Origin of the sequence: Leptolinea tardivitalis (assembly GCF_001050275.1) — a bacterium.
GTDB classification, from domain to species: domain Bacteria; phylum Chloroflexota; class Anaerolineae; order Anaerolineales; family Anaerolineaceae; genus Leptolinea; species Leptolinea tardivitalis.
Genome location: NZ_BBYA01000002.1, coordinates 189889 through 214434 on the forward strand (window position 1 = coordinate 189889; position 24546 = coordinate 214434).

The 24546-nt window shown below is 47.8% G+C and carries 22 protein-coding genes; 7 read left to right on the plus strand and 15 right to left on the minus strand.

Annotated features, from left to right (window positions below):
* Window positions 1-100 precede the first annotated feature (100 nt).
* Window positions 101-634 (minus strand): flavodoxin domain-containing protein, encoded by a 534-nt coding sequence (locus LTAR_RS02260; protein WP_062420535.1) that lies wholly within the window; start codon window positions 632-634, stop codon window positions 101-103.
* 157 nt (window positions 635-791) lie between these two features.
* Between LTAR_RS02260 and LTAR_RS02265 the strand changes: the two genes are divergently transcribed.
* From LTAR_RS02265 to LTAR_RS02275, 3 genes are read left to right on the plus strand one after another with little or no spacing between them, the layout of a single operon-like run.
* Complete coding sequence (locus LTAR_RS02265; RefSeq protein WP_062420536.1) at window positions 792-1385, plus strand: TetR/AcrR family transcriptional regulator; 594 nt, start codon at window positions 792-794, stop codon at window positions 1383-1385.
* A 28-nt stretch (window positions 1386-1413) separates the two neighbouring features.
* On the plus strand, window positions 1414-1728 hold the full coding sequence (locus LTAR_RS02270) for a carboxymuconolactone decarboxylase family protein (RefSeq protein ID WP_062420537.1): 315 nt from the start codon (window positions 1414-1416) through the stop codon (window positions 1726-1728).
* Window positions 1729-1743: 15 nt separating this feature from the next.
* Window positions 1744-1989, plus strand: coding sequence for a zinc ribbon domain-containing protein (locus tag LTAR_RS02275; protein ID WP_062420538.1), 246 nt, complete (start codon window positions 1744-1746; stop codon window positions 1987-1989).
* 151 nt (window positions 1990-2140) lie between these two features.
* On the opposite strand, the gene LTAR_RS02280 is transcribed toward LTAR_RS02275, so the two are convergent.
* The gene (locus tag LTAR_RS02280; protein ID WP_062420539.1) at window positions 2141-2659 is read right to left on the minus strand and encodes a DUF3592 domain-containing protein; all 519 of its coding nucleotides are present in this window, start codon (window positions 2657-2659) and stop codon (window positions 2141-2143) included.
* Between the two features lie 254 nt (window positions 2660-2913).
* Here LTAR_RS02280 and LTAR_RS02285 point away from each other — a divergent pair, with 254 nt between their 5' ends.
* From LTAR_RS02285 to LTAR_RS02300, 4 genes are all read left to right on the plus strand, one after another.
* Complete coding sequence (locus LTAR_RS02285) at window positions 2914-3249, plus strand: VOC family protein (RefSeq protein WP_062420621.1); 336 nt, start codon at window positions 2914-2916, stop codon at window positions 3247-3249.
* A gap of 217 nt (window positions 3250-3466) precedes the next feature.
* A complete protein-coding gene (locus LTAR_RS16800) occupies window positions 3467-4528 on the plus strand; it encodes a nitroreductase family protein (protein ID WP_081419761.1) in 1062 nt (353 codons plus the stop codon).
* Between the two features lie 225 nt (window positions 4529-4753).
* Window positions 4754-6688, plus strand: coding sequence for a PAS domain-containing hybrid sensor histidine kinase/response regulator (locus tag LTAR_RS02295; RefSeq protein ID WP_062420540.1), 1935 nt, complete (start codon window positions 4754-4756; stop codon window positions 6686-6688).
* A gap of 2 nt (window positions 6689-6690) precedes the next feature.
* Window positions 6691-7788 carry a response regulator gene (locus LTAR_RS02300; RefSeq protein ID WP_062420541.1) on the plus strand — a complete coding sequence of 366 codons (1098 nt, stop codon included), beginning with the start codon at window positions 6691-6693 and terminating at the stop codon, window positions 7786-7788.
* A 153-nt stretch (window positions 7789-7941) separates the two neighbouring features.
* Here the strand turns inward: LTAR_RS02300 and LTAR_RS02305 are convergent, their stop codons facing one another.
* From LTAR_RS02305 to murD, 13 genes are all read right to left on the minus strand, one after another.
* Window positions 7942-9084, minus strand: coding sequence for a hypothetical protein (locus tag LTAR_RS02305; protein ID WP_062420542.1), 1143 nt, complete (start codon window positions 9082-9084; stop codon window positions 7942-7944).
* A gap of 353 nt (window positions 9085-9437) precedes the next feature.
* The gene (locus LTAR_RS02310; protein WP_062420543.1) at window positions 9438-12050 is read right to left on the minus strand and encodes an adenosylcobalamin-dependent ribonucleoside-diphosphate reductase; all 2613 of its coding nucleotides are present in this window, start codon (window positions 12048-12050) and stop codon (window positions 9438-9440) included.
* A gap of 4 nt (window positions 12051-12054) precedes the next feature.
* A complete protein-coding gene (gene nrdR / locus LTAR_RS02315) occupies window positions 12055-12510 on the minus strand; it encodes a transcriptional regulator NrdR (RefSeq protein ID WP_062420544.1) in 456 nt (151 codons plus the stop codon).
* A gap of 220 nt (window positions 12511-12730) precedes the next feature.
* The gene (gene ftsZ / locus LTAR_RS02320) at window positions 12731-13900 is read right to left on the minus strand and encodes a cell division protein FtsZ (RefSeq protein ID WP_062420545.1); all 1170 of its coding nucleotides are present in this window, start codon (window positions 13898-13900) and stop codon (window positions 12731-12733) included.
* An 89-nt stretch (window positions 13901-13989) separates the two neighbouring features.
* Window positions 13990-15228, minus strand: coding sequence for a cell division protein FtsA (gene ftsA, locus LTAR_RS02325; protein ID WP_062420546.1), 1239 nt, complete (start codon window positions 15226-15228; stop codon window positions 13990-13992).
* A gap of 2 nt (window positions 15229-15230) precedes the next feature.
* On the minus strand, window positions 15231-16862 hold the full coding sequence (locus LTAR_RS02330; protein ID WP_062420547.1) for a cell division protein FtsQ/DivIB: 1632 nt from the start codon (window positions 16860-16862) through the stop codon (window positions 15231-15233).
* Window positions 16863-16872: 10 nt separating this feature from the next.
* Window positions 16873-17988, minus strand: a complete 1116-nt coding sequence (locus LTAR_RS02335) for a D-alanine--D-alanine ligase family protein (RefSeq protein WP_062420548.1) — start codon at window positions 17986-17988, stop codon at window positions 16873-16875.
* Complete coding sequence (gene murB / locus LTAR_RS02340; protein ID WP_062420549.1) at window positions 17988-18965, minus strand: UDP-N-acetylmuramate dehydrogenase; 978 nt, start codon at window positions 18963-18965, stop codon at window positions 17988-17990. Before murB ends, LTAR_RS02335 begins: the two co-directional genes overlap by 1 nt.
* Window positions 18962-20389 carry a UDP-N-acetylmuramate--L-alanine ligase gene (gene murC, locus LTAR_RS02345; protein ID WP_062420550.1) on the minus strand — a complete coding sequence of 476 codons (1428 nt, stop codon included), beginning with the start codon at window positions 20387-20389 and terminating at the stop codon, window positions 18962-18964. The genes murB and murC overlap by 4 nt, the downstream gene beginning before the upstream one ends.
* Entirely contained in the window at window positions 20386-20925 is a 540-nt protein-coding gene (locus LTAR_RS02350; RefSeq protein ID WP_062420551.1) for a hypothetical protein, read from the minus strand. Before LTAR_RS02350 ends, murC begins: the two co-directional genes overlap by 4 nt.
* On the minus strand, window positions 20922-21980 hold the full coding sequence (locus LTAR_RS02355) for a UDP-N-acetylglucosamine--N-acetylmuramyl-(pentapeptide) pyrophosphoryl-undecaprenol N-acetylglucosamine transferase (protein WP_062420552.1): 1059 nt from the start codon (window positions 21978-21980) through the stop codon (window positions 20922-20924). Before LTAR_RS02355 ends, LTAR_RS02350 begins: the two co-directional genes overlap by 4 nt.
* Window positions 21940-23196 (minus strand): FtsW/RodA/SpoVE family cell cycle protein, encoded by a 1257-nt coding sequence (locus LTAR_RS02360; protein ID WP_062420553.1) that lies wholly within the window; start codon window positions 23194-23196, stop codon window positions 21940-21942. The genes LTAR_RS02355 and LTAR_RS02360 overlap by 41 nt, the downstream gene beginning before the upstream one ends.
* Window positions 23163-24545 (minus strand): UDP-N-acetylmuramoyl-L-alanine--D-glutamate ligase, encoded by a 1383-nt coding sequence (murD, locus tag LTAR_RS02365; RefSeq protein WP_062420554.1) that lies wholly within the window; start codon window positions 24543-24545, stop codon window positions 23163-23165. Before murD ends, LTAR_RS02360 begins: the two co-directional genes overlap by 34 nt.
* Window position 24546 lies beyond the last annotated feature (1 nt).

The window sequence follows — 24546 nt, forward strand, 5'->3', positions numbered from 1 at the left end:
CTATTAAGTCGATTTTACCGGAAATTTGCGATTACCGAATCATTTCCATATCATGGAAGGCAATGCCAGGAAGAATAATTTGCTATCCTGTTCTGTTTATTTATACGGGTTGCTTTTCAAAAATCTTCGGAAGAGAATCAGCCCAGGCTCTTATGGCTTCCCAATCACGACCGTCGTAGGTTTTAAACAGCGGATTATCTTTACCGACAGGCATGATTTTTAACAGAGAATCGGGAAACCGGAATTTTTCAATATCCATAGCACCGGTGAAAATCTCCACAATCATGGGCTTGAACCAGGAAATACGGTTCATGATATTGTCTAATTGAACCTGGACTTCCACCATGTCTCTGGGATTCTTTTCCAGTGGTCCCAGAACGAACAGGGCGCAGGGAATTCGTTCCAGATCAGATTTGAACCGAGAGAGAAACCTGCTGGCATCGCTCAGGAATGATCCAATATATAAAGGCGATCCCAGTACAACGGCATCGTATCCGGACAACGATTTAACCTCACGGGCAGGGTAAAAGTCAATGAGAAAACCCTTTGATTGCAGTTCATCTGCAATTGCCTTCGCGACTCCCTGGGTGGAACCATATTTTGTGGCATAGGTTACTAAAATCTTTTCAGACATGAGAATTCTCCTGTGAATCGTTCGATCATCTCTTTTATGCTATATACGCAATTTGACCGGGTATCGATGCAAATACCTGTGAATAGATTATTCCCATTGACATTATTCTGAAAATGTATATAATGACTATACAGTCAATGACTACAGAGTCAATATAATGAAAAGGTCAATTCGACAAATACAAAAAGATGAAACCCGCGAAAAACTGCTGTCAGCAGCACATATTGTATTTGGACAAAAAGGAATTATGGCTGCCCGAATGTCTGACATTGCCGAAGCTGCAGGGGTATCCCATGGGACTGTTTTTGTCCATTTCAAAACCCAGGAAACATTAGTGGCAGCCGTAATCGATGATTTCGGTATTCGAATGGGGCAGCGGACGCATGATATGGCTCGAAATTCTGGATCTCTTCGAGATGTTTTGAAAGCACATCTGGAAGGAATCAGGGAAGACGAGGCATTCTACACACAACTTGTAATCGAAACTCGGTCTCTTCCACCGATTGCCCGTGAAACGATGATTTCCATTCAATCTGCGGTCTCATTTCATATCAATCAGGCAGCTCAACGAGAAATGGATGCCGGTGTGATCAAACCTATGTCGATGGCACTTCTTTTCAATACGTGGATTGGTCTGGTCCATTATTACCTGACCAACCGTGATCTGTTTTCACCGGAAAAATCCGTTATTGAAACCTGTGGTTCCATGTTGATTGATCATTTCATGCATATGATTTCTTCTGCCAATTAATGACAGAGAAGGAAAGAGGAGAAAAACGATGAGTGATACAGTAAATCCGATGGTTTATTTTAAGAACGAAGCTCCGGAAGTTGCACGGGCTTTTGACGGATTGATCCAGGCTATATCTGCACAACCTGGTATGGATGCCAAAACACGACAGATGATCTATATCGGGATTAAGGCATCGCAGGGAGATGTAGATGCCGTTGTTGCCCATGTGCCTATGTTGAAATCGGCCGGGGGCACTCGTGATGAGCTGCGAGATACTATTTTATTATCACTGACGGTCAGTGGGATAAAAGGTGTTGTTTCGTGCCTCCCTCGCGCCTTGGAGATGTTTGACAGGATTTAAAAAATGGAGCGTATCATGAAGGTGTGTATTTCTTGCGGAATGCCCATGAACTCACCCGAAGACTTTCCGCTGGGTGATGTATCAAAAGATTATTGTATACATTGTGCCCGGCCGGATGGTTCCATGCAATCCTTTGATGAAAAATTGCAAGGCACGACTGAGTTTATCATCCGCACTCAAGGATTTGATGCAAAGGTCGCAAGGGAATCTGCCCGGGCCATGTTGTCCAGACAACCAGCATGGAAATCTGTATCTCAATAAACAGAGGAAGATGATTTGCTCTTTATGGTTTTTTCTACTGGAGCAATTGTGGTTTCAAGCCGAAGAAAAGCTGCAAAGGTGAAAGCTGGCATTCAATTATAGAATACCAGCTTTTTGCAATCTTCTTGAAAATGATTATCAGATTTCCTTCTCAACTAATCAATTGACGGATAATCACCCAGATTGTAATCACAAGAGACACAAGACCCAGAATCAGTGAGATCACTGTTATAGATATCAAACCACCCTGAGATTGAATATTTTTTTCCAGCACTGATTCTGATGGCTTGCGGCGGTCATAATACGCTGTGACGATTTTCCCTACAGGATAGCGTTTGATAAATCGTTCTGCATATCCTTTTGTGCCTGAAATAGAGCCACCAGCTGTAAAGCCAATCCGTTTCCCTTCGTAATCCACACCGTTGACAGAATATTTGTAATGGATGATTGGTTCATAGGTGGTCGATCTGTCTTGATCTTCAAAACGCGATGGTGTATGTTCACCAATTTCTGAGAAGGTGATCTCTGCCGCAATTTCAGGCCAGCCCTGGCTTTCATCCACTTCCTGTTGAGCTTTCCGGTATTGGGATAGGAGGAAAAAACCTATACCACCGAAGACCAGGGTAAACATCCCCCCAAAGACCAAAGCCAGTACAATATTTTGGACCATTGTGTCCTCCTGGTTAACTATCATAATTATACGGACTGAAAGAATGAATGGATACAGTGATTTTTGAGTTAATTTGAGTTAACTGGTTTTTCGCCAGGAAAGAAATATTTTTGCAGACTGTCTGATGAAATGAACGTCCATTCCTTTTTTTATAAAAAAGGGTAATTCTTTGAGAGATAATGAATGACTACCTGATGAATCAGGTTATCATTGAAATTAATTTACAAGATCATCAGGATTGCATCGGAGAAAAAATGAAATATCATCATTTGGGAATTCCGGTAAAGACAGCTCTAAAAGATGAAAAATACCTTCCGAACCTGAAAATTGCTGTTAGCGGCTATGGTCGGAACCCTTATGGCGTGGAATGGATGCGCTATGATGATGATGCTCCCTATCCTGAACTTGTAAAAACAGTGGCGCATGTGGCATTTGAAGTGGATGACCTGGCAGAAGCGATCAGGGGGAAACATGTGATCATCGAGCCGAACAGTCCCAGTGCTGGAGTGATGGTGGCATTTATTGAAGATAATGGTGCACCCATTGAACTGTTGCAAATTGATCACAGTATTGCAGAAGAAGGGGTGTAATCAACCTTTCACCTGAAAGGATGCGACTTACCCCCAACAGGTTGAAGACCAGCTTATTGATGAACGAAGTTGACGAGGATTCAGTATGCCTCGTGAAATGAGACGCAAGAAACAATTGCGTACTGATTATAAAAAATATTTTCTAATAACATTGACATACTAAAAAATTTCCTCTACACTGAACAGGCTGGCCGGCAAATTCTTTGGAGGGATAACCATGCTGAATCCTCGTTTTGTTGATAGAGAGTCATTTGTTCTTGCAGGGGTGACATCCTGCGGACAACTGGGTGAGATTGATTATGCTGGAGTGTGGAATAAGCAATTCATGCCAGTGGCTTCCCGGCTGCATGCAATAAGCTCAGATGCAGGCAGTTATGGTGCCTCATTTGGAGAGAAGGGGAAGACAGTTTATCTGGCAGGTGTGGCTGTAACCGGCGATACGGAACTCCCGGCTGGATTCGTGAAACGAACCCTGCCAGCCGCTCATTATGCCGTTTTTGATTGCACATTGGCGACCCTGAACCTGACAGGGGAGGAAGTTTATAGTCAGTGGTTTACTGATGCCGGTATGGAATTGGATGCAGAGGCGGTGGGTTTTGAATATTACCTTCCATATAACGAGGTAGGTGATATGCTTGTTCAACTTTACATACCGGTGAAACCGAAGCAGTCTACATCGGCGGAAAAACATGGAGGAATCATGTCAGTTTTTGATGTTATTTCTGAACGGCGGAGCATCCGTAAATACAAAAATGATCCTGTTCCCGGGGAAACGTTACGGCGTATTCTTCAGGCCGGTCTGCTCGCCCCTTCAGGAGCGAACCGCCAGACCTGGAAGTTTTATGTTGTACAGGGGAAAAAGCGGGATGAGATGGTTGACGTATTGAAAAAGGCATTGGACAACCGGGAAAAGGAAGGAGAAAATGTAGCCGGTGCCCGCCATTCTTTTGAAATCATGGCACAGGCACCGGTTAATGTGTTTGTTTTCCGCCCCAACCGGAAGGCACCCTGGCTGGCGTCAACCATCAGCCAGAATTTTTCTGATATAGTGGATATCCAGTCTGTCGGAGCTGCTATTGAAAATATGCTGTTGGAAGCTCACGAATTGGGAATCGGTTCACTATGGGTCTGTGACGTATTCTCTGCCTGCAATGAAATCAGCGCATGGCTGGGTGAAGAAACCGAACTGATCGCCTCCGTCTGTCTGGGAATTGCCAATGAACATCCGGCCGCCCGCAAGCGGAAGACTTTGGATGAAGCAGTTGAATGGTTGAGTTAAGGGATTCACAATTTTAGCAACTGTAATCTCTGCCAGTCTAACAAACTGGCAGAGAAAAATAAGATGGGAAACTATTCAAGATAAATTCTTCATAAATTGTGCTTAATTTATCTTAAATAATCACATGATTCACTCTTGATATGTGCATAATTAATTCATTGCTTTTCAGGATGGAAATACCGGAATAACAAAAAAATCTGGCCAGGTAGGACAATTCAAGAATTAATGGAATTGTTGAACTCCATTTATCTGCAATACAGTTTACCGGTTATCGTGCTGTTACTGGTTACTATCCTCAATATAGTGTTGTCTGTTTATATCTGGCTGCATAAAACGCCTGAAAGAGATGCTCTGGATAAAGAGCGCCGCCTTCTGCGTACTGTTATTGATAATATCCCCGACCAGATTTTTGCCCGCGATCGTGAGTGTCGTTTCACATTGAGCAACCTGCGCGATGCGCAGATGATGGGTGTTACAGATCCAGACGAATTACTGGGTAAAAATGACCTGGACTTTTTTCCCCGCGAATTGGCCTTGCGATACATGGCCGATGATAAACGGGTAATTGAGAGCGGTGAACCGTTGATTAATATTGTTGAACCCATGATCGATGCAGCCGGAAATGCTCGTTGGATCATGACCACCAAAGTCCCTTTGCGTGATAATCAGAATCAGGTAATCGGACTGGTGGGTATTGCCCGTGATATCACTCAGCAGAGAAATGATGCCCGGGCTCTTGAAGAAGCTAAGAAACAGGCAGAAGAAGCCAACCTGGCAAAGAGTAAGTTCCTGGCGAATATGTCGCATGAGATCCGCACACCGCTGAATGCCATTCTGGGATTCTCTCAGCTCTTATTACGCGACACTGGTTTATCTCCCCAGCAGCATCACCAGTTGACCACCATTCAACACAGCGGTGAACATTTACTGGAACTCATCAATGACATTCTGGAAATATCCAAAATTGAAGCTGGACGGGCAACCGTCAACATATCGACTTTTGATATTTACCACCTGATGCATGATTTGCAGGCTATGTTTCAGGTGCGCATGGATGAAAAACAACTCGAATTTGAGGTGAGGATCGACGATGACGTTCCTCAATACATCATATCTGATGAAAGCAAACTCAGGCAGATCTTAATAAACCTGATCGGGAACGCCGTAAAGTTCACCAGGCAGGGAAAAATCGGGTGCCGGCTTTATGCAAATTCTTACGGTAATAACGAATGGCATCTGATCGCCGAGGTGGAAGATAGCGGTATTGGTATTTCCACAGAGGATCAAAAGAACCTTTTTCAGGTTTTCCAACAGGTACAGGGAAGTCAGGCTGAGGGGGGGACGGGATTGGGATTGGCTATCAGCCAGCGATTTGCCCGCATGCTTAATGGAGAAATCCATTTGACCAGCGAACCCGGGGTAGGCAGCTGTTTTAAACTGGAAATTGCCGTGCAGGCAGCTCCGAATGCTCCTCAATCGAAACAACTATCACCTCAGAAAGTGAAGAAAATCAAAGACTCTGCGTCTGAATACCGGGTATTAATCGTTGATGATGTGCAGGAAAGCCGGGAGCTGCTTTCCTCTCTGCTTGTTCAGGTTGGATTTATTACCCGGGAAGCTGCCAACGGTCAGGAATGCCTGGATGCCTGGCAAAGCTGGTCTCCAAACCTGATCATCATGGATATTCGTATGCCGGTAATGGACGGACTGGAAGCCACAACCCGTATCCGAGCGGCGGAAACCGGTTCACCTGTGCCCATCATTGCCGCCACGGCCAGTGCCTTTGAAGAAGAGAAACAGAAAATCCTCGATACAGGCATGAATGGATATCTGCGAAAACCAATTCGGGAAAAGGAATTGTTTGATATGATTGGCGATTGTCTCGGATTGGAGTTTGAATATTTCGCAGAAAATCCAGCGCCGGATCCGATACAACAGGGGAATACCATGAAATCACTGCTATCCGACGATATCCAATCCATCCCACCGGATTTGGTGAAACAGTTGATTTCCGCCTGTTCCAGCGCTGACCTGGACGTACTTCTGGAGTCTATTGAGCAAATCAAGAAGAATAACCTGTCTGTGGCCAGCGAAATCAACAAAATGGCGCTCAAACTTCAATATGACGATATCATCCATCTGCTTCAAGAAGGGAGTTGACTTTGGGTAACGAAACAGAAACGCCCTCTTCTACGGCAGATATTCTTATCGTTGACGATACACTGGCAAATATACAGGTGCTGTCGGCTATGCTGAAACAACAGGGGTATAAAGTTCGGCCCGTTCTGGAAGGAAAAGTAGCCCTGAAGGCAGCGGAAAAACAGGTGCCTGATCTGATTTTGTTAGATATTTCCATGCCTGAGATGGATGGTTATGAAGTATGCACCCGGCTTAAACAAAACCCGAACCTGAGTCAGGTGCCGGTCATCTTTATCAGCGCGCTCACCGAACCGTTGGACAAAGTGAAAGCCTTTTCCGTGGGGGGAGTGGATTACATCACCAAACCCTTCCAATTGGAAGAAGTGCGGGTGCGGGTAGAAAACCACCTGCGGTTGACCCGCCTCCAACGCCTGATGGAAGAATATAATCACAACCTGGAAGAAAAGGTTATTGAGCAGGTAAATGAAATTTCTGATTCACAACTGGCTACCATTCTGGCGCTGGCTAAACTGGCGGAGTATCGCGACAAAGATACAGGCCGTCATATAGAGCGTATCCAACATTTCTGCCGGTTACTGGTGACATACATGGCGGGAATGCCGGGTTACAGCGGTCAAATCTCACCCATTTATATTGATAATATCTCACATGCCAGTCCGCTGCATGATATCGGCAAGGTCGGTATCCCTGACCATATCCTGCTAAAACCGGGCCGGTTGACCCCTGATGAGTTTGCGATCATGAAGACTCACACCATGATCGGATATAACCTGCTGCAATCCGTCAATGAGCGGTATTCTCACAATAGTTTCATTAAAACAGGGATTGAAATCTCTCGCAGTCACCATGAAAAATGGGATGGAACAGGATACCCTGACGGGTTAAAAGGGACGGAAATCCCTCTTTCGGCGCGTATTCTGGCTGTAGCCGATGTGTATGACGCGCTGCGGTCAAAACGGCCGTATAAAGAGAGCTTTTCTCATATTGCCAGCAGCAAGATCATCCTGGAAGGCGACGGCAGTCATTTTGACCCGGATGTCATCAAGGCATTCATTGAGCTTGAGGATACCTTTGAACGGGTGTACGCCGACCTTTGTTAAGGGATGACTTATATATATGCATTGTGAAAAATTGGTCTTTTAAAGATTATGTATGTGCAGGGAGAAATGGTTTTGTCAGATGGGTTGGGTCAAGTCGGATAAGGTGATGGTGGGATCAAAGGCGATTCCACCCCTATTCGCTTCGTCCCCATATTATTTTGCGCAATTTACGGGAACCCACCGATGAAGATATGCGCCATTGCTCCTTTCTTTGCATAAACACCATCTATAGCCTGCCTTTGTATTTCCACCACCCTCCTGAACGGTGCAGGTTTCAATAATATATCTATCTTGCCATACTTTGCATCCATTATTAAAAATACCCGAGAAATTTACAGGTTCATTATTGGAATTGTTCCCACCGGGAAGAATGAGACCGGCCCAATATGACACAGCGAAAATAATCCCGACGAACAGCAGTAAATACAAGAACGCTGTGGCACATCCGCCGGATTTTCGTTTTGGAGGTTCAACAGCATTGACCTTATTCGGCCTGAAAATGGACCAATCTTGTTGTAACCTTGCCGAATTGACATTTTCAAACTGAGCCGGAGAAGCCCAACTATTAACAGCTGTTGGAGCGCCATTTTGAATTTGATAAGAATTTCCGGCAATAATTTCTTTCACCCGGTTAATTTCATTATCAATTGCGTCGGATAGGGTGGAATAGTAGCAAGAAATGGAAATGACACTTAAGATAACATAAAGGATGGAACTTAATCCACAAATGAAAAATTCTCCTTTAAACAAACTCAAAAGGGCGAACAATAAACATCCCAAAGAGATTAATGACAAGAGAAAATTCTTTTTGAATAATTTACTCTGGATTTCTTTCAGATGGGTCTTTCCGGCATATTCATTCACAAGTTTAAAAAATTTCAGCCGCTCTTTTTTAGAAATGTTCTTCAATTCCTGTAGATAATTTCGAGTTTGTTCCATCTGAAATAAATACGCCTGTTGTTTTTCGCGGCTGCAATTGATGCAGAGATAACTTGAACCATCCTGATGATTTAAACAAATTCCGGCTTTGCCGCATGCACTGCATCGGAATGTGTTTTCACGAAAATTCTGTTTTCCACAAATTGGGCATTCCATGAAATCACGGGTTTGAGTTGATTCTCCCCGTCCAAAAGATGGATCAGATTGAATATATCCGGAATTGGCAATCTGCTTAAGATTGCCGTTCACTTCAAGTATGTATTTTTTATTGCAGACCGGGCAGATGTAATTATCTGTGAAAAGATCATAATTTAATGGGCTTCCACAGGAACAAACCTTTTTATATGAATCGGGCATTGCTTATTCCTCCCTTATTTGCAAAAAATGTTGCCGTGAGATATACAAAAACTAACTAAATTATTCCTGTATGCAGATTCCCAAAGTCGATTGCCTCGCTGATTTCCAATAAATATCTTTATATAAAATCAAAAAGTAAAAAACATTTAAATCTTAGATTTGTTCATCTTTTCATGATGTTTACCCATTATTATATGAGACAGTCAAATTTGATTCAATAGAGAGTGGTCAATTCTCTTAATCTGGCCCGAAGGTAGTTGGATCAGATTAAAAAGATGTGATATTTATGTTGAATAAATACCACATCACAAAACCATGATTTATCCGTTTGATAACTTCTGGGTATGTATCCCCTAGCACTCACTATACCCGCAGGCGTAGCACTTCCTACACCCTTCCTCGTTTATCACGGCCGCCTCGCCGCACTCGGGGCACAGGTCGCCGATTTTTAACAGGGGCTGGTCTGCCACCATTGGGATGGAAATTTCGTGCACTTCAGCATGGGTATGCGGGATGCCGCTATTGGCCAGGCGTTCCTCGCGCTGTGCCAGGTATTCTTCCAGAACGTGAGCCAGACCATCAGGCATAGAGCGGATGCGGTTGGGGCCGAAGCCAAGCGACCGTCCGCCGCCAATGCCGGCCAGCTGCTTGACCACTTCTTTCAAACGTTCCTTGGGTTCGACGGTGGAACTCAGGCGCAGGATGAAGGAGATCAACCGTCCGAGTGCTTCGGAGACTGCGGCAGTCTCTGAACCGGCTTTGGCCGAGTTGATAAAGATCTCAAACGGTTGGCTGCCGCCGTTTTCGTTGATGGTGATGAAGGCTTTACCGAGCGGAGTTTCGGTCGAGAAAGTATAACCGGGCAGGGCGCGGGGACGTGGTTTGCGTACTTCACTCCACATCATCAACTGATGGGTTTCCTCGGCTTCCGCCGGGTGCTGGCTGATGCCGTATTCCGCGGCCGGGGTGGCACCATTGCCGCCCTTCTTCTTCTCGGCGGTGGCCAGAGTTTCGAGTACAACCTGTTCGCGCGAACCGGTTACGTACACCGTGATACCCTTGCAACCCAGTTTCCAGGCCAGGCGGTAGGCGGTGGAGACATCGTCCACTGTGGCGCCGGCGTTGAAGTTGATGGTCTTGGAGAGGCTGTTATCCACAAATGCCTGCATGGCTGCCTGCATGCGCACGTGCTCTTCAGCGGTGATGTCTTGCGACACCACAAAATAGTCACGCAATTCTTCGGGGACGGCGTCTACATGCTGGCAGGAACCGTCTGCCATTACCTGCTCGATCAGGGCTTTGCGTTCGTCATCATCCAGTCCGAATTCTGTCAGAGCTTTTTCAAAAAGCGGGCTGGTATACGTAAGCTGCAAATCTTTACCGTTGTCATTAACGTGGCGGATATACGCGAGGGCAAAGACGGGTTCGCAGCCATAGCCTTCACAGCCGGCTACAGTGGCAATTGTGCCGGTAGGGGCGATGGTGGTCTGAGCGGCGTTGCGAATGCCGTGAGCTTTGATACCTTCGGAAACGGAAGTCCAATCGATGGCAGGGCGCCCCCAATCATGCGTATAGGCAAAAAGTGGTTGGGGTGGCTGCCAGGTCACGTTGTCAGGGTCATAGATGGAGCCGGCAATGGCCGGGAAGGAACCGCGTTCCTTTGCCAGGTCAATACTGGTCAGCATGGCGTTATAGCGGACAAATTCAATCACCTGGGCGGCAAATTCCTGCCCTTCAATCGAACCATAGCGGATACCGGTATGGTACATCAGGTCCGCCAGACCCATGACGCCCAGCCCAATACGACGGGCACGCAGGGCGGCTTCACGGAGCTGTGGAACAGCCGGTACATACAGGTTGGCATCCACCACATCATCCAGGAAGCGAGTGGAAAGCACTACGCTCTGACGCAGGGATTCCCAGTCAACGGTATGATCGGGACCGAAATGTTCGGATAGATTAACAGAGCCAAGGCAGCAATTCTCATAAGGACCAAGCCACTGTTCACCGCACGGATTGGTGGCTTCCAGTTTATAAAGGTGCGGAACAGGATTGGTGCGATTGGCGGCATCCAGGAACAACACGCCAGGTTCACCGTTATGATGCGCCTGGGTCACGATTTTGTTGAACAGGTCGCGGGCACGAACGGTTTTATATACCCGAATGGGAATTCCGGCGGCTTCGGCTTCTTCAAGCGTACCGCTAAAGCCTTTATACTTCGGGCTGGTGACATCCGGGAAACGCAGGTCCCAATCGGTATCCTCTTCCACAGCCTGCATAAAGGCATCTGTGATACCCACAGAGATATTGAAATTGGTGATGGAATGCTCATTGGTTTTGCAGGTGACAAATTCTTCTACGTCTGGATGGTCCACCCGCAATACGGCCATGTTGGCGCCGCGGCGGCTGCCGCCCTGGGCAACCTCTCCGAAAGCATGATCATATACCCGTAGAAAACCGATGGGGCCGGTAGCCTGACCGGCTGAGGTATTGACCAGCGATCCGGCTGGACGAAGGCGTGCAAAGGAGAATCCATTGCCACCTCCGGTCTGCTGGATAAGGGCCGCATCACGCAGGGTCTGGAATATGCCGGTAGAGGCTTTGCCCATATCGTCTGTAATAGGCAGCACAAAACAGGCGGCCAGTTGCCCCAGCGGGGTTCCGGCACCGGTGAAGGTAGGGGAGTTGGGGAAGAATTTGCGGGAGGTTAAGATGTCGTAATATTTCTCGGCAAGAGCGTTAACATCCTGCCCGTAACTCTTTTCCACACGGGCAATGTTGTAGGCAACCCGCCAGAACATCTCTTCCACGGTTTCCACTGGCTTGCCGTCATCTCCGCGGCGGACATACCGGCGCACAAGCACCTGGCGGGCATTATCGGTCAATTCGACCGAACGGAGGGGCTTTTTGGGAGCCGGTGTTGAAACGGCGGTTTTTTCCGAGCTTGCCTGAGTTTGTGTTGCCATGGCGTTATCCTTCACCTTCCAATAGATGATTAATTTCGTTACGGATCTCGTGCAGGTCGTTTAACTGTAAATAGACGATGGCGTAACGGATATAGGCAATAAGGTCAAGGTTCTTCAACCGGGCGATCACCCGGTCGCCAATCACACGCGATGAAACTTCTGACCGGCCAGCCTGCTGCAAATATGCCTCTATTTCATTGACCAGTTCTTCGATCTGGGCGGCTGTTACCGGTGTTTTAGCACAGGATATCCGAATGCCGCGGGTTAATTTGTCGCGGTCAAATTCTTCGCGTGTGCCATCGCGTTTGATGATCAACGGGGTGTTGAGGATTGGACGTTCATACGTGCTGAATCGCTGTCCGCATATTTCGCATTCCCTCCGACGCCGCACCCCGCCGCGGGCGTCATGTGTAGTATCAACAACTTTCGTTTCCGCTTTCTGACAGTACGGACAGCGCATCTACCCCTCACAGATTGAAATCTCAAAAGATACCCCCATATATGGGGGCTCGTGACTTTAGACAGGTTATATATAGTACGTGTTCATTCTAGCATAGCGTTACAGGATAATCAAGGCATTTTTGAGATTCTTAACATTAGAAAATTGAAAAGCGACAAAAAAAGCCGGATTTATGTAATCCGGCTTAGTAATTCATGGAAATGAATGGAGGGATGAGAGATCAGTAGTCGTTGTGGTTGTTATTCATACGTTTCCGCATGAACGTGGGGATATCAATGTCGCCGGTATCCATAATCACGGGTTTGAAATCGGCCGGTTGAAGCTGGCGGGTTTCACCGGCAACAGAAACACGGGCGGCCGAGTTGTTGACCAGGCGTGCTGGTTCAAGCTGAGGAGAGCTAATGGAAGCAGCCGGCCTGCGGGGCATATTGCGGTTATTGTCAAATCCGGTGGCAATTACAGTGATGCGGACTTCGTCACCCAGGTTGGGATCAATTACAGCACCGAAGATCAGGTTGACATCTGGATGGGCGCCTTCCTTGATGATGGCGGCTGCCTGGTTGACCTCGAAGAGGGTCAGGTTGTTGCCGCCAGTGACATTGAACAGGATACCGCGGGCGCCGTCAATGGTGATATCCAGAAGCTGGCTGGAGATGGCCTGTTCGGCGGCAATACGGGCGCGGTCTTCGCCAGATGCCCGACCGACAGCCATAAGGGCTGCGCCGCCTTCCGACATGATGGTGCGTACATCGGCAAAATCCAGGTTAATAAGACCTGGAACTGTGATTAATTCAGAAATACCCTGAATACCCTGGCGGAGTACATCATCAGCCGTTTTAAAGGCGTCAGCGATGCTGGCGCGTTTGTCAACGATCTGCAGGAGTTTGTCATTGGGGATGACGATCAACGTATCGGCATGTTCTTTGAGTTTAGCAATGCCTTCATCCGCTGATTTGGAGCGGTGGCTGCCTTCAAAGGTGAAGGGGCGGGTGACGACACCGATGGTCAGGGCGCCGATTTCCTTGGCAATCTGAGCGATAATGGCTGCTGCTCCGGTGCCGGTGCCTCCGCCAAGGCCGGCCGTTACAAAGACCATATCGCTGCCTTTAAGAACTTCGTAGAGTTCTTCGGCTGATTCTTCGGCTGCCTTGCGGCCCATTTCCGGATTGCCGCCAGCACCCAGTCCACGGGTCACTTTCTCACCGATCCGCACGCGAGTTGGAGCTTTTGAAAGCACCAGTGCCTGCGCATCGGTATTGACAGTAATAAATTCGATGCCGCTCAAACCTTCATCTATCATTCGGTTAACGGCATTACACCCGCCTCCCCCTACCCCTATAACTTTGATACGGGCAAAGGATTCGGGTTGGTTCGTATTGGTGCGTTCCATGGTATTCTCCTCCACTCAATCCTCGATTCTTAATTTTACTTTAAGATTTAAATTTGCGCCACACTCCTCTATGTGGTGCAAAAGTTGCATTACGGTAACAATCTGGTAAAGAACGTTTTGATAGCCTCGAAGTCCACTTTGGGTAGATTGATGTTGATTCCTCCGCTGCCGCGCATCACTGACGTGGCATCATTCATGAGGATGGCCCAGTTCAACAGGCCGACACTTGTTGAAAAGGCCGGAGAATGCAGTTGATCGGTCAACCCGAGCAAGTTTTCAGGCCCGGCGATCCGAACCGGAATACCCAGCATATTGCTGGCCACCGTACGGATCCCCGGCAGCAGGCTGCTTCCGCCAGTCAGCACCATACCTGCAGGGAGTAAACCGTCATACCCGGAGCGTTTTATTTCGAGCAACAGCAGTTCAAAGATTTCTTCCACGCGTGCGTTGATGATCTCCGCGAGTTCCTTGCGACTCACTGTACTGGAGCGATCTTCACCGAATTTTCTCACGGTGAACACGTCGCTATCGGCCACATCTTCCACATTGGCGCATCCGTACAGCTTCTTGACTTCTTCTGCCTGCGAAAGAGACAGGCTCATCCCGTGGGCAATATCTGAGGTGATATGATTTCCGCCAATGGGCATCACAATGGTGTGCCAGACGTCGCCGTTGATATAAATGGCCATATCACTGGTGCCGCCGCCAATATCGCATACCACTACACCCATCTCACGTTCTGTGTCGGTCAAAACGACTTCACCTGATGCCAGCGGGTTGAGGACAAATTGAGAGACACCCACATCGGATGCCTGCACGCATTTACGCAGATTCTCGACAGCCGCAGAGGATGCGGTGATGACGTGTGCTTCCACCTCAAGCCGGTAACCATGCAAACCCACCGGCAGACGGATGCCTTCCTGACCATCAATGGAGAATCCACGCTGAATGATATGAATCACTTCACGATTGTGCGGCGGTGAAACTGCCTGAGCCTGTTCCAGGGCACGGTTTACATCCGACATTTCAATCACACGGCCTGAAATGCCCACCACACCCTTGCTGTTATACGATTCGATATTGGATCCGGCCAGACTGACCAGAGCCGAGGTGATTTCGAGACCGGATGTCCGCTGGGCTTTTTCAATAGACCGCGAGATTGCCTGGGTGGCGCTGGCAAGGTCTACGATGGTTCCCTTTCGAATGCCCTGCGATGGTTCAATTCCAACTCCGAGAATCCGCAGTGTACGTTCACCTTCTACCCGGGCTACCAGAGTACAGACTTTGGTTGTGCCAATATCGATCCCAACTACAATAGGCTCATCCATGATTAATGCCTCTCCAGACGATAGAATGGCGCATGCACATGTTCAAGGCTGATCAAACCGGGTTTGATTCCATCTTTTTGCAGTGCAATCATAATTGCGGAATACTCGTTCATTTTGATATCCAAATCGTTTAGATCCTGACCGATATAAACGGTCAAATTTTGAAGCTGATCATTCCAACCGAAGCCATACTTGCTGTTGTAGATTAACTGGGCTCCGATAGGCATCATCGTACTGAGCTGAATGGCTGTTGAAAGGACTGTCGGTTCCACCTGCTGCATACCGGCGAATGATGGTTCTTCTTTAGAGGATGAATCATTTTCAACCCTGGCCTGCGGTTTGAATTGCACACCGGCTGCCGCACGGGCTTTGATGATTTCCTTTTTATCTGAAATATCCACTACCGGAGGTGCCATATCTGAGAGGATCGTCAGAAGCTCACCGCCATCACCTTGAATGGGAATGATGATCCCATCTGTGTCAATCCAGGACTGCTGTCCGTTAAAGTCCCAGACAAGGGCAGGTTTCCGTTCGCCGAGAGTGATGGAGATGGTGGCGGGCATATCAACCGAAACCCGGATATCTTTCAATTCCGGCAGCACTTGTTGAACGCGTGCTTTGATAAGGTTGGCATCCAAAAACACCACTGAACGATTGGCCAGGTCAAGAATTGGCTGAATGCGTTCCGGATCCAGCCGGTTGAGGCCTTTCACTTCCACACTGGTTACCAGAAAAGTGGGTGCATAAATCATATAGGCCATACCGGCGATACAGGCACCCGCCAATATACCAGATACAACCCGCCAGCTTGGATTGAAAATTGGCAGGGCAGGGACCCGAATTTCAGCTCCACTGGCACCCAGGGAAAGATATAACTGCCGACGGACTTTCGTCTGTGCCTGTTTGTGGATGGGCACTCCGTATGTGCCGCGCCGGGTGACAATTGGTGTTGTATTGACAGTAGTGGAGGTTTTGAAAATTTTCGGGAGACTCAGTGAGGTAACATTAGCACGAAACGCCGCTACCCATTCTTTCAAATTCTTTGGTTTGGGAGCCGGAGTTTTAATTTCTTCTTTTACAGGTGCCGGTTTAACGAAAGTGGTGACCACAGCCTGCGAAGCAGCCTTACCGGTCAGATTGAGCTTGCCCAAGAAAGAGTTACGAGAAACCGGAGAATTAATACTGCGTACAGTACTCGGAGTGATCCGTTTGGGAACAACCACCCCACGGGCGGTATGTGTATTAATGATGGTTGCCCGCGGCGGCAGCATGGTGGTGTCTTTGGATTGGAAGATATGCATCTTCCGGAACAGACGTCTTATGCCATTTTCACCGTGCGGTTTCTCTTTTTTGATCTGGTCCTGCAAATTCTCGAGGGGTGTTTTATCGGGTTTGATCCCAAACAAACGGGAAAGACTGTCCACTCTTGATGAAGATGGGGTGGTGGGTATATCCACGCCCGCGATTGGTTTGACAACCGAATATGGCTGCACCTGCGGCTTTTTTGCGGCCTGGGAAGGTCCAAACAACGTATCCAACAGACCGCGGCGAACTTTTTTCGCTTCGCGGGGAACAGCCTGCTGAACAGAGGAAGACTTGGGTCTGGCGTTAAAAATGTCGCTGATTCCGGTCATAAGATCCTGGTTATCCTTCGTAGGTGCGAACGGTGTGGTCGCGGTCAGCTTTGCGTTCAAAAGCAAGGTCAATAAGGCGATCAATCAACTGAGGGTAAGGCAGCCCGGTGGCATCCCACATTTTGGGATACATACTTATCTTTGTAAAACCGGGCAAAGTGTTGAGTTCATTCAAGTAATATTCACCAGTTTCACGGTCCATTAAAAAGTCAACCCGGGCCATTCCGGCACAGTCAATGGCTTTATAGGCTTCCACAGCCATATTCCGCATGGCCAGAGAGACATCTTCTGGAAGATCGGCTGGAATACCCAGTTTTGAGCTGCCATCCAGATATTTAGCCGCATACGAATAGAAATCCGCTTCGGGCATGACCTCTCCGGCTACAGAAGCCTTTGGATCCTGATTCCCCAGAACACTGATTTCAATCTCCCGCGGATTAACTAAACCGCGTTCCACCAGAATACGGCGGTCATAGCGAGCAGCATCCATCAAGCCTTCCAGAAGGTCACCCCGGCTGCGACATTTGGTGATTCCCACCGATGAACCCAGGTTGGCAGGTTTGACAAAAAAGGGATACGGGGAGAGTTTTTCTGCCCGTGTAATGACTCCATCAAGGTCCGTCTCTATTTCTTTGCGTGTAACTGTAATGGATTCCACAACAGGAATTCCATGAGTTCGCATAACGTCTTTGAATAGACTCTTGTCCATTCCCACGGATGAACCAAGCACACCGGCGCCCACGTAAGCGATATCGGCCAATTCCAATAAACCCTGCAAGGTTCCATCCTCACCAAACGTCCCGTGAAGCACAGGGAAGATGATATCAAGTTGGGCAGCTAATTCGAGAACGGAGCCCGAAGATGTGTCTCGAATGGAGTACAGGGAAGCTTCACCGGGAACAGGAAGTAGAATCGCTTTTTGAAGTCCGGAAAAATCCTCTTTTTCCAGTGCTGACAGAACATCTTCACCGGTATACCAGACTCCATTTTTCGTTATTCCAATCTGGGTTATGTCATATTTCGAGGTATCCATGACCGATAAGACCGACCGGGCCGACATTAACGAAACGGCATGTTCACCCGACCGTCCCCCGAAAATAACACCGATATGTATCTTTTTCGCCATTAGTTTGATTTCCTGTTGCTTTTCATTGATTTTGAGCTGATGGAAAAGTCACCAACGAGTTCCACCTCGAGCTCAAGTGAAATGCCGAAAGCTTCAGATACTCTGGTTCTCGCCAGTTGAATGAGCGACCAGTAATCCGAAGCCGTAGCATCTTTGTCATTTATGAAGAAATTGGCGTGTTTCTCGCTAATCTGTGCGCCTCCAATGCGCGTTCCCTTTAATCCCACTGCTTCTATCAACCGGGCAGCGTAGTCACCTTCAGGATTCTTGAACATGGACCCCATACTGGCACCTTGAGGTTGGGTAGACCGGCGGCGGTTTGAATAATCTGACAGACGAGCCTGTATGGCTTCCGGCTGGTCCACAGATAACTCAAAGCGGGCGGCAAGTACGACCACCTGTCCCGGATTGCGTTTAAGCCAGCTCGAGCGGTATCCATAATCGAGTTTTTCAACAGGCCATTCCTGTTTTCCATAGGTCGGGTGCAAGATTTCGACCATTTTTAATGAAGCCGCTGTGTTTGAACCGAAGGCTCCGGCATTACCAAAAACCGCACCACCCACCGTACCGGGAACAGTGGTAGCCCATTCGAGACCGCTCAAATTACGCAGGGCAGCCTGACGAGCCATTCCGGCCAGATTGGCTCCACTTTCCGCCCAGACTGATGGAGTGACATGGTGCATATCGATCTTGATATTCCGGGCATGATTGACCACTACAATCCCATGAAAACCGGAATCGCTAACCAGAACATTGGCACCGCTGCCGAACAGGTACACCGGGCAGGCATATTGCCATAGTGTGGTGAATATATCTGCCAATTCCTGACTGGAAGCAGCCACAATGAGCCCATCTGCCGGGCCACCCACATGCGCTGTGGTGTAATTGGCCAGTCGAACATTTTCCTGTAGTCGTTCACCGAACTTCTCGCGAAGGGCAGCCATTACGGCTGGAGTGATGTCCGATAAAGGATTCATGATTTCACCACGGTGGAATTACTGGGAGAATTGGTCATGATGGATTGAGATAATGTCTGGTTTATCTGGATGGCATCTCCGGCAGAAAGAACAAGTACAACATCTCCTGATTCAAGATGATTTTCAAGATATGTTTCTGCATCATTCAATGTAGGAGCAAAGAATGCAGGAATATTCTTGATTTTGGGGATGATTTGAGCTGAGGAGAAACCGGTTGATTTTTCCCGGGCTGCGAAGACCTCTGTGATCACCAGTTGGTCAGCCTGGGAAATTTCCTTCACATAGTCCTGAAGAAGGGTTTGGGTGCGGCTGAATGTATGCGGCTGCCAGACAACCCACAGACGATGGTTGGGATAAGCCATGCGGGCAGCCTGAATGGTGGCATGAATTTCCGTCGGGTGATGCGCATAGTCATCAATCAATGTGATTCCATTGAAATTACCCAGAACATCAAAACGGCGTCCGGATCCTGAAAAAGATTCGAGAGCCAGGCTAATCACCTGTGGTTCTATACCAAGCGTTAATGCGGTAATGGCGGCGGCTGCAGCATTTTGAAGGTTATGAATCCCTGGAACGCCGGCCTTAAACGAGAGCATTTCCTTACGGACATGCAAAGCTTCTTGAGAAAAGAGTTTGAAAGAACCGTCTTCTGCCGAAAGGAGGAGATAATCGGCATTTTGCTGATTACTGTTCGGGTTTTGTTCCATCAACGAAAAAACAGAATATGTGAAAACTGGTATATTGACAGGTAACTTAAATCGGACGGACATTGCTCCTGCATGATCGGCACAGAGGATAATTAACCCTCGCGCCTGAAGATTGGCCAGGAAATTCAAGAAAGCCTGTGAGTAAACTTGAGGGGTGGGGTAGCAATCTGGATGGTCGTGCTCCACATTGGTAACCACAGCCACAAAGGGATGCAATCCGAGAAACATGGAATCATATTCATCCGCTTCTATAACGAAAAATTCACCGGTTCCAGCATGGGCGTTTGTTCCCAGATTTTTCGATACACTCCCAATAATGAATGATGGATCAAGACCCGCCTGTGTAAGTATCCAGGCAATCATTGATGTAGTGGTGGTTTTGCCATGCGTTCCAGCTATCGCAATGCAGATCTGATCACCAATAACAGATGGAAGGAAATCAACTCTTTTTTGAACTGGGATACCTTTAGCCTGTGCTGTGACAACTTCGATATTGTCATCAGGCACAGCGGAAGAACGCACAACCACGTCAACATCTTTGATGTTTTCGGCAGAATGACCGATAAAGAGCTGTACACCCAGTTTTCGTAATTCTTCAAGATACGGTGAAGAGCTCCGGTCTGAACCGCTAACGTGCCAGCCTTTTTCCACCAGCACTTTCGCAATAGCGGAAAGCCCCGTACCGCCGATTCCGATGAAATGCACGCGGTTGGTCATAGGAACACCACCAAAACCAGCGCCAGAGCCAGGGCGGCTGAAAAATAAATGGCCGGTGAAACCAACCAGTGAGGCGGCAAATATGCCAACAGAGTGATGGCAGCATCTCCCAACTCTGTTCCAGATTGCGGTGCAGAGATGATAGAGAATGGGTATCCGGCAGCATCCATGAAATACCAGAGACTGCCGAAGATGAAGAATCCGTTAATGGCACCGAGCAGAAGGCCGGCCAGATGATCTACCACAGTCGAATTGATAAACCGTACATGACCTGACAGCGCAGGCAGATTGGGAGCCTGATATCCAAAGAAAACCAGACCGACAAATACTACGGTTTGAAGCCAGAAATGGGCTGTGGGGTCTGTGAATAGTTTTCCATTCTGTGCAAAACCGGCGAAGTTTTCCAGGATAAATAAGATGAACAGACCAAGAACAGTGCTGAAAGTCACCAGGACTTCGCTGGCCCAACCGCGTACGGCACCGATAATGGCAAAGATGATAACGAGAAGCCAGAAAATTACCTGAAGACTGATCATTGAGCGGCTCCTTTATTCGCTGTTGTAAGGTTCCGCAGAGTAGAGGCTAACACTTCTGCGGCATTCGGAGTGGCCAATGAGGTCATCTTTTGCTTCAATTCCACCAGACGATCAGGAGAATGAAACAGATCTGTAACAGTGGGGAGCAAAGCGGTATTCAACTCTTCATCTTTGAGCATAACCGCTCCGCCATTTTTTACCAGATAATCGGCATTTACTTTTTGGTAACGCCAGGCATACGGGTACGGAACCAGAATGGCTGGTAATCCGAATAACGGCAATTCTCCAAGGGTAGAAGCACCCGCCCGGCAAACAGCCAGATCGGCAGCAGCAAAGGCAGCCCCCATATCTTCGTGTAGATATGGAAAGGGGTGATACTCGTCCGAATTTATCAGACTGGTTTTTACAGCCTGTGCTTCCGCAAAATGAGGTTGCCCGGTGATATGAACGACCTGGGCCAGATCAAGCAATTGGGGAAGAATTTGAAGAACGGCTTTGTTTATAGATAGTGCACCTTTGCTTCCGCCAAAAACGAGCAAAACCGGTTTATTGTTATGCAAATCAAGATGTTTGCGGGCTTTTTCTTTTTTCCATTCAGTAAATTCAGGACGGGTCGGATACCCGCTTACGACAAGATGGTGATTGAATTTGAAAAATGATCTAGATTCTTCTGCCGTCATGGCAATGCAATCTGAAAAATGGGCAATGGCTTTGATGGCCAAACCTGGCTCGATATCTGGTGTATATAGCAAGGAGGGGATTTTTACACCGGCTACTGCCATAGGAACAGCCACATATCCGCCTGTGAAGAGCAGTGCATCTGGTTTGTATTCACTCAAAATCTTACGTGAAGCAAAAACCCCGCGCAGGAGCCGGAGGATGTTCGAAGGTAAAGCGCGCAGACCGACACCGTGAATACCAGCAGCAGGTATGGTTTTATACGGAATGTTCAAGCGGGTTACCATTTCAGCTTCCATTCCACCTTCTCCACCTACCCATAAGACGGAGTCTGCATCACTTCCCAGGGTTTGTAAAACGGCCAGAGCGGGATACACTCCCCCTCCGGTCCCACCCGCGCAAATTAACAACCGCACTGGCAGGTCTCCTTTCAGGAATCACACCCGTATTTGTTCGGGCTACGTTCAAAATAATGCCAAAACTCATCAACGTTGTGGTCAGACTCGAACCGCCTGCACTGATCAATGGCAAAGCATTTCCGGCGAAGGGCAGCAGGTTAACCATAACGCCCATGTTGATGACTGCTTCCATAAAAATCCATATGGTCAGGCCTGCTGCGAGAAGTCTACCTAATGGATCTGGTGCCCTGTTGGCAATGTAAAGACCACGCCACAAAATCAAAATAAACAGACCTACGACCAGAAGAGCACCCAGAAGGCCAGTCTCTTCGATGATGACGGCAAAAATGGAATCCGTAGGTGCAACAGGCAACCCTGTAAACTTTGTGGTCGCCCGGCCGATACCCACACCGAAAAGACCACCTTTAACCACAGCTTCCAGAGAACGTTGCACATGATAAGAAGCCTGGACCGGATTTTGAAGACCATTAAGGTAATCCATCATACGCGTGCGGCCGGTTGTACTGACCAGAACAACTATGGCACCAAAGAATGCCACACCAATGATCACAAAAACGATCTTTTTCATATCGCCGCCGGCCAGATAGAAAAGAATTCCACCCAGCACAATGATTGTGGCAGCCGCACTGATATCTGGCTGCAACAAAACCAGACCGGCATTAAGACCGATCAGGATAAGCATAGGAAAGACACCCAGTGAAAAATTATTTAGAACTGGTTTGTGATTGTTCAACCAGAAGCTTAAGTAGAGTATGGTGACCACTTTTGCCAGTTCAGATGGCTGAACTGAGCCGAAAAGGATAGTGCGGTCAGCACCCAGACGGGTATCCCTCAAAATCAACACTGTGATGAGCATTCCGTAGGTAATGATCAAAGCTGGCAGCATCAATTTTCCATAACGGTGGTAATCAATCCGGCTGAGTAAAACCGCCAGGAAAGTTCCCAGTATTACCCAGACAATCTGACGAATGAACATGTAAGCAGCAGGTTGCCCTAATTGAATGGAAAACTTCCAGCTGGCAGAATAGACCATCAGCAGGCCAAACAAAACCAGAGTAATGATGGCCATTACCAATGGAATATCAATACCCATACGCAGCCAGCGTTGGGTTTTTTCAGCCAGATCCTGTGTCTGGGAAATCAGGGAAGGTTTTTGACTAGAGTCCTGAAGCACTCGCCACGCTCCTCAAAATCTTCGAATTCGTCGTAACTGGTTCCACCGGGAGAAAGTAGCACCACATCATCCGGTTCAGAACGTTCATAAGCCATTCTTACAGCCTCGTTCAGTCCGGCTGCATGATCTACTGTGAAACTGGCCGGATCGGTTTGTACTTTGGCAAGTGCATCCAGAATTTTCGGTGCCGCTTCACCAAAAACAACCACATGATCCACCCGTGTTTTTATGAGTTCTGCCAGATCTTCCCAGGGTAATTTCTTATCACGCCCACCAATCATAAGCACCAATGGTTCAGAAAAAGAACGGATGGCGGCCATTGTGCGCTCGGGGGCTGTAGCGATGGAATCGTTGTACCAGGCTGCACCATTTACAGTGGCTACATATTCCAGCCTGTGGTCTACACCGGTGAATCCTTTTATCCCGGCTTCCATGGCTTCGGCTGAAAAACCTGCAGCAGCTGTTATTGCACAGGCAGCCAGAACATTCAGTACGTTATGATCACCCCGAAGGGAAATATCTTCACGATTGAGGAGGATATGATCTTCCTTCCCATCAAAAAGTACCAGATTATCCTCTTTGATGTAAGTTCCAGGATGACGGTCCATGGGTTGATTCCATCCGAATGTATACAAATGGCTTTTAACGAATGGGACCAGGTCAAATGAACCGGCATCATCGCGGCATAGAATGGCCGTATCCTCTGGTTTCTGAAAATCCAGGATATGCCGTTTGGCTTCCCTATATGCTTCCATCGTTCCATGACGATCCAGATGGTTAGGTGTAATGTTTAATATGGCACCAAAATTGGGTGATGCTGTCATTAATTCCAATTGAAAACTGGAGAGTTCCAATACAACCAGATCGGTTGGTTTTATCTCTCCAACGTAACTGATTAGAGGAGTACCAATATTGCCGCCAACCCATATTTTTTGACCGGAGACCGCTCCAGCCAGGCAAATTCGCCCAACAAGGGTTGTCGTCGTTGTTTTTCCGGCGGAGCCGGTGATTCCAATCGTTTTACAGGGTACCGCCTCCATGAATATCTGTGCATCATTGGAAATAGGGATATTACGATTCCGGGCTTCTTTTACTATAGGAAGTTCAGGAGAAACCCCACCCGAGATACACACCAGTGTTTTACCTTCCAATGCGTCCATCGGATGGTTCCCAAAAATAAGATTGACAGGCAGTCCAGACAGGGCATCCACCGCTTTTGTCAATTGTTCCGGGGTGCGGCTGTCGTTCAATGTGACCGGGCAGCCCTGGGAACAGAAGTATTGCGATAATGCCAATCCCTGCCGGGCAGCGCCGATAATGAGAACGTTTTCTTTACGCCAATCTTTCATC

Excerpts from the sequence above, each read along its gene's own strand:
- LTAR_RS02260 (WP_062420535.1), bottom strand. The coding sequence starts at position 634 with ATGTCTGAAAAGATTTTAGTAACCTATGCCACAAAATATGGTTCCACC.
- LTAR_RS02265 (WP_062420536.1), top strand. The coding sequence starts at position 792 with ATGAAAAGGTCAATTCGACAAATACAAAAAGATGAAACCCGCGAAAAA.
- LTAR_RS02270 (WP_062420537.1), top strand. The coding sequence starts at position 1,414 with ATGAGTGATACAGTAAATCCGATGGTTTATTTTAAGAACGAAGCTCCG.
- LTAR_RS02275 (WP_062420538.1), top strand. The coding sequence starts at position 1,744 with ATGAAGGTGTGTATTTCTTGCGGAATGCCCATGAACTCACCCGAAGAC.
- LTAR_RS02280 (WP_062420539.1), bottom strand. The coding sequence starts at position 2,659 with ATGGTCCAAAATATTGTACTGGCTTTGGTCTTTGGGGGGATGTTTACC.
- LTAR_RS02285 (WP_062420621.1), top strand. The coding sequence starts at position 2,914 with ATGAAATATCATCATTTGGGAATTCCGGTAAAGACAGCTCTAAAAGAT.
- LTAR_RS16800 (WP_081419761.1), top strand. The coding sequence starts at position 3,467 with ATGCTGAATCCTCGTTTTGTTGATAGAGAGTCATTTGTTCTTGCAGGG.
- LTAR_RS02295 (WP_062420540.1), top strand. The coding sequence starts at position 4,754 with ATGGAATTGTTGAACTCCATTTATCTGCAATACAGTTTACCGGTTATC.
- LTAR_RS02305 (WP_062420542.1), bottom strand. The coding sequence starts at position 9,084 with ATGCCCGATTCATATAAAAAGGTTTGTTCCTGTGGAAGCCCATTAAAT.
- LTAR_RS02310 (WP_062420543.1), bottom strand. The coding sequence starts at position 12,050 with ATGGCAACACAAACTCAGGCAAGCTCGGAAAAAACCGCCGTTTCAACA.
- nrdR (WP_062420544.1), bottom strand. The coding sequence starts at position 12,510 with ATGCGCTGTCCGTACTGTCAGAAAGCGGAAACGAAAGTTGTTGATACT.
- ftsZ (WP_062420545.1), bottom strand. The coding sequence starts at position 13,900 with ATGGAACGCACCAATACGAACCAACCCGAATCCTTTGCCCGTATCAAA.
- ftsA (WP_062420546.1), bottom strand. The coding sequence starts at position 15,228 with ATGGATGAGCCTATTGTAGTTGGGATCGATATTGGCACAACCAAAGTC.
- LTAR_RS02330 (WP_062420547.1), bottom strand. The coding sequence starts at position 16,862 with ATGACCGGAATCAGCGACATTTTTAACGCCAGACCCAAGTCTTCCTCT.
- LTAR_RS02335 (WP_062420548.1), bottom strand. The coding sequence starts at position 17,988 with ATGGCGAAAAAGATACATATCGGTGTTATTTTCGGGGGACGGTCGGGT.
- murB (WP_062420549.1), bottom strand. The coding sequence starts at position 18,965 with ATGAATCCTTTATCGGACATCACTCCAGCCGTAATGGCTGCCCTTCGC.
- murC (WP_062420550.1), bottom strand. The coding sequence starts at position 20,389 with ATGACCAACCGCGTGCATTTCATCGGAATCGGCGGTACGGGGCTTTCC.
- LTAR_RS02350 (WP_062420551.1), bottom strand. The coding sequence starts at position 20,925 with ATGATCAGTCTTCAGGTAATTTTCTGGCTTCTCGTTATCATCTTTGCC.
- murD (WP_062420554.1), bottom strand. The coding sequence starts at position 24,545 with ATGAAAGATTGGCGTAAAGAAAACGTTCTCATTATCGGCGCTGCCCGG.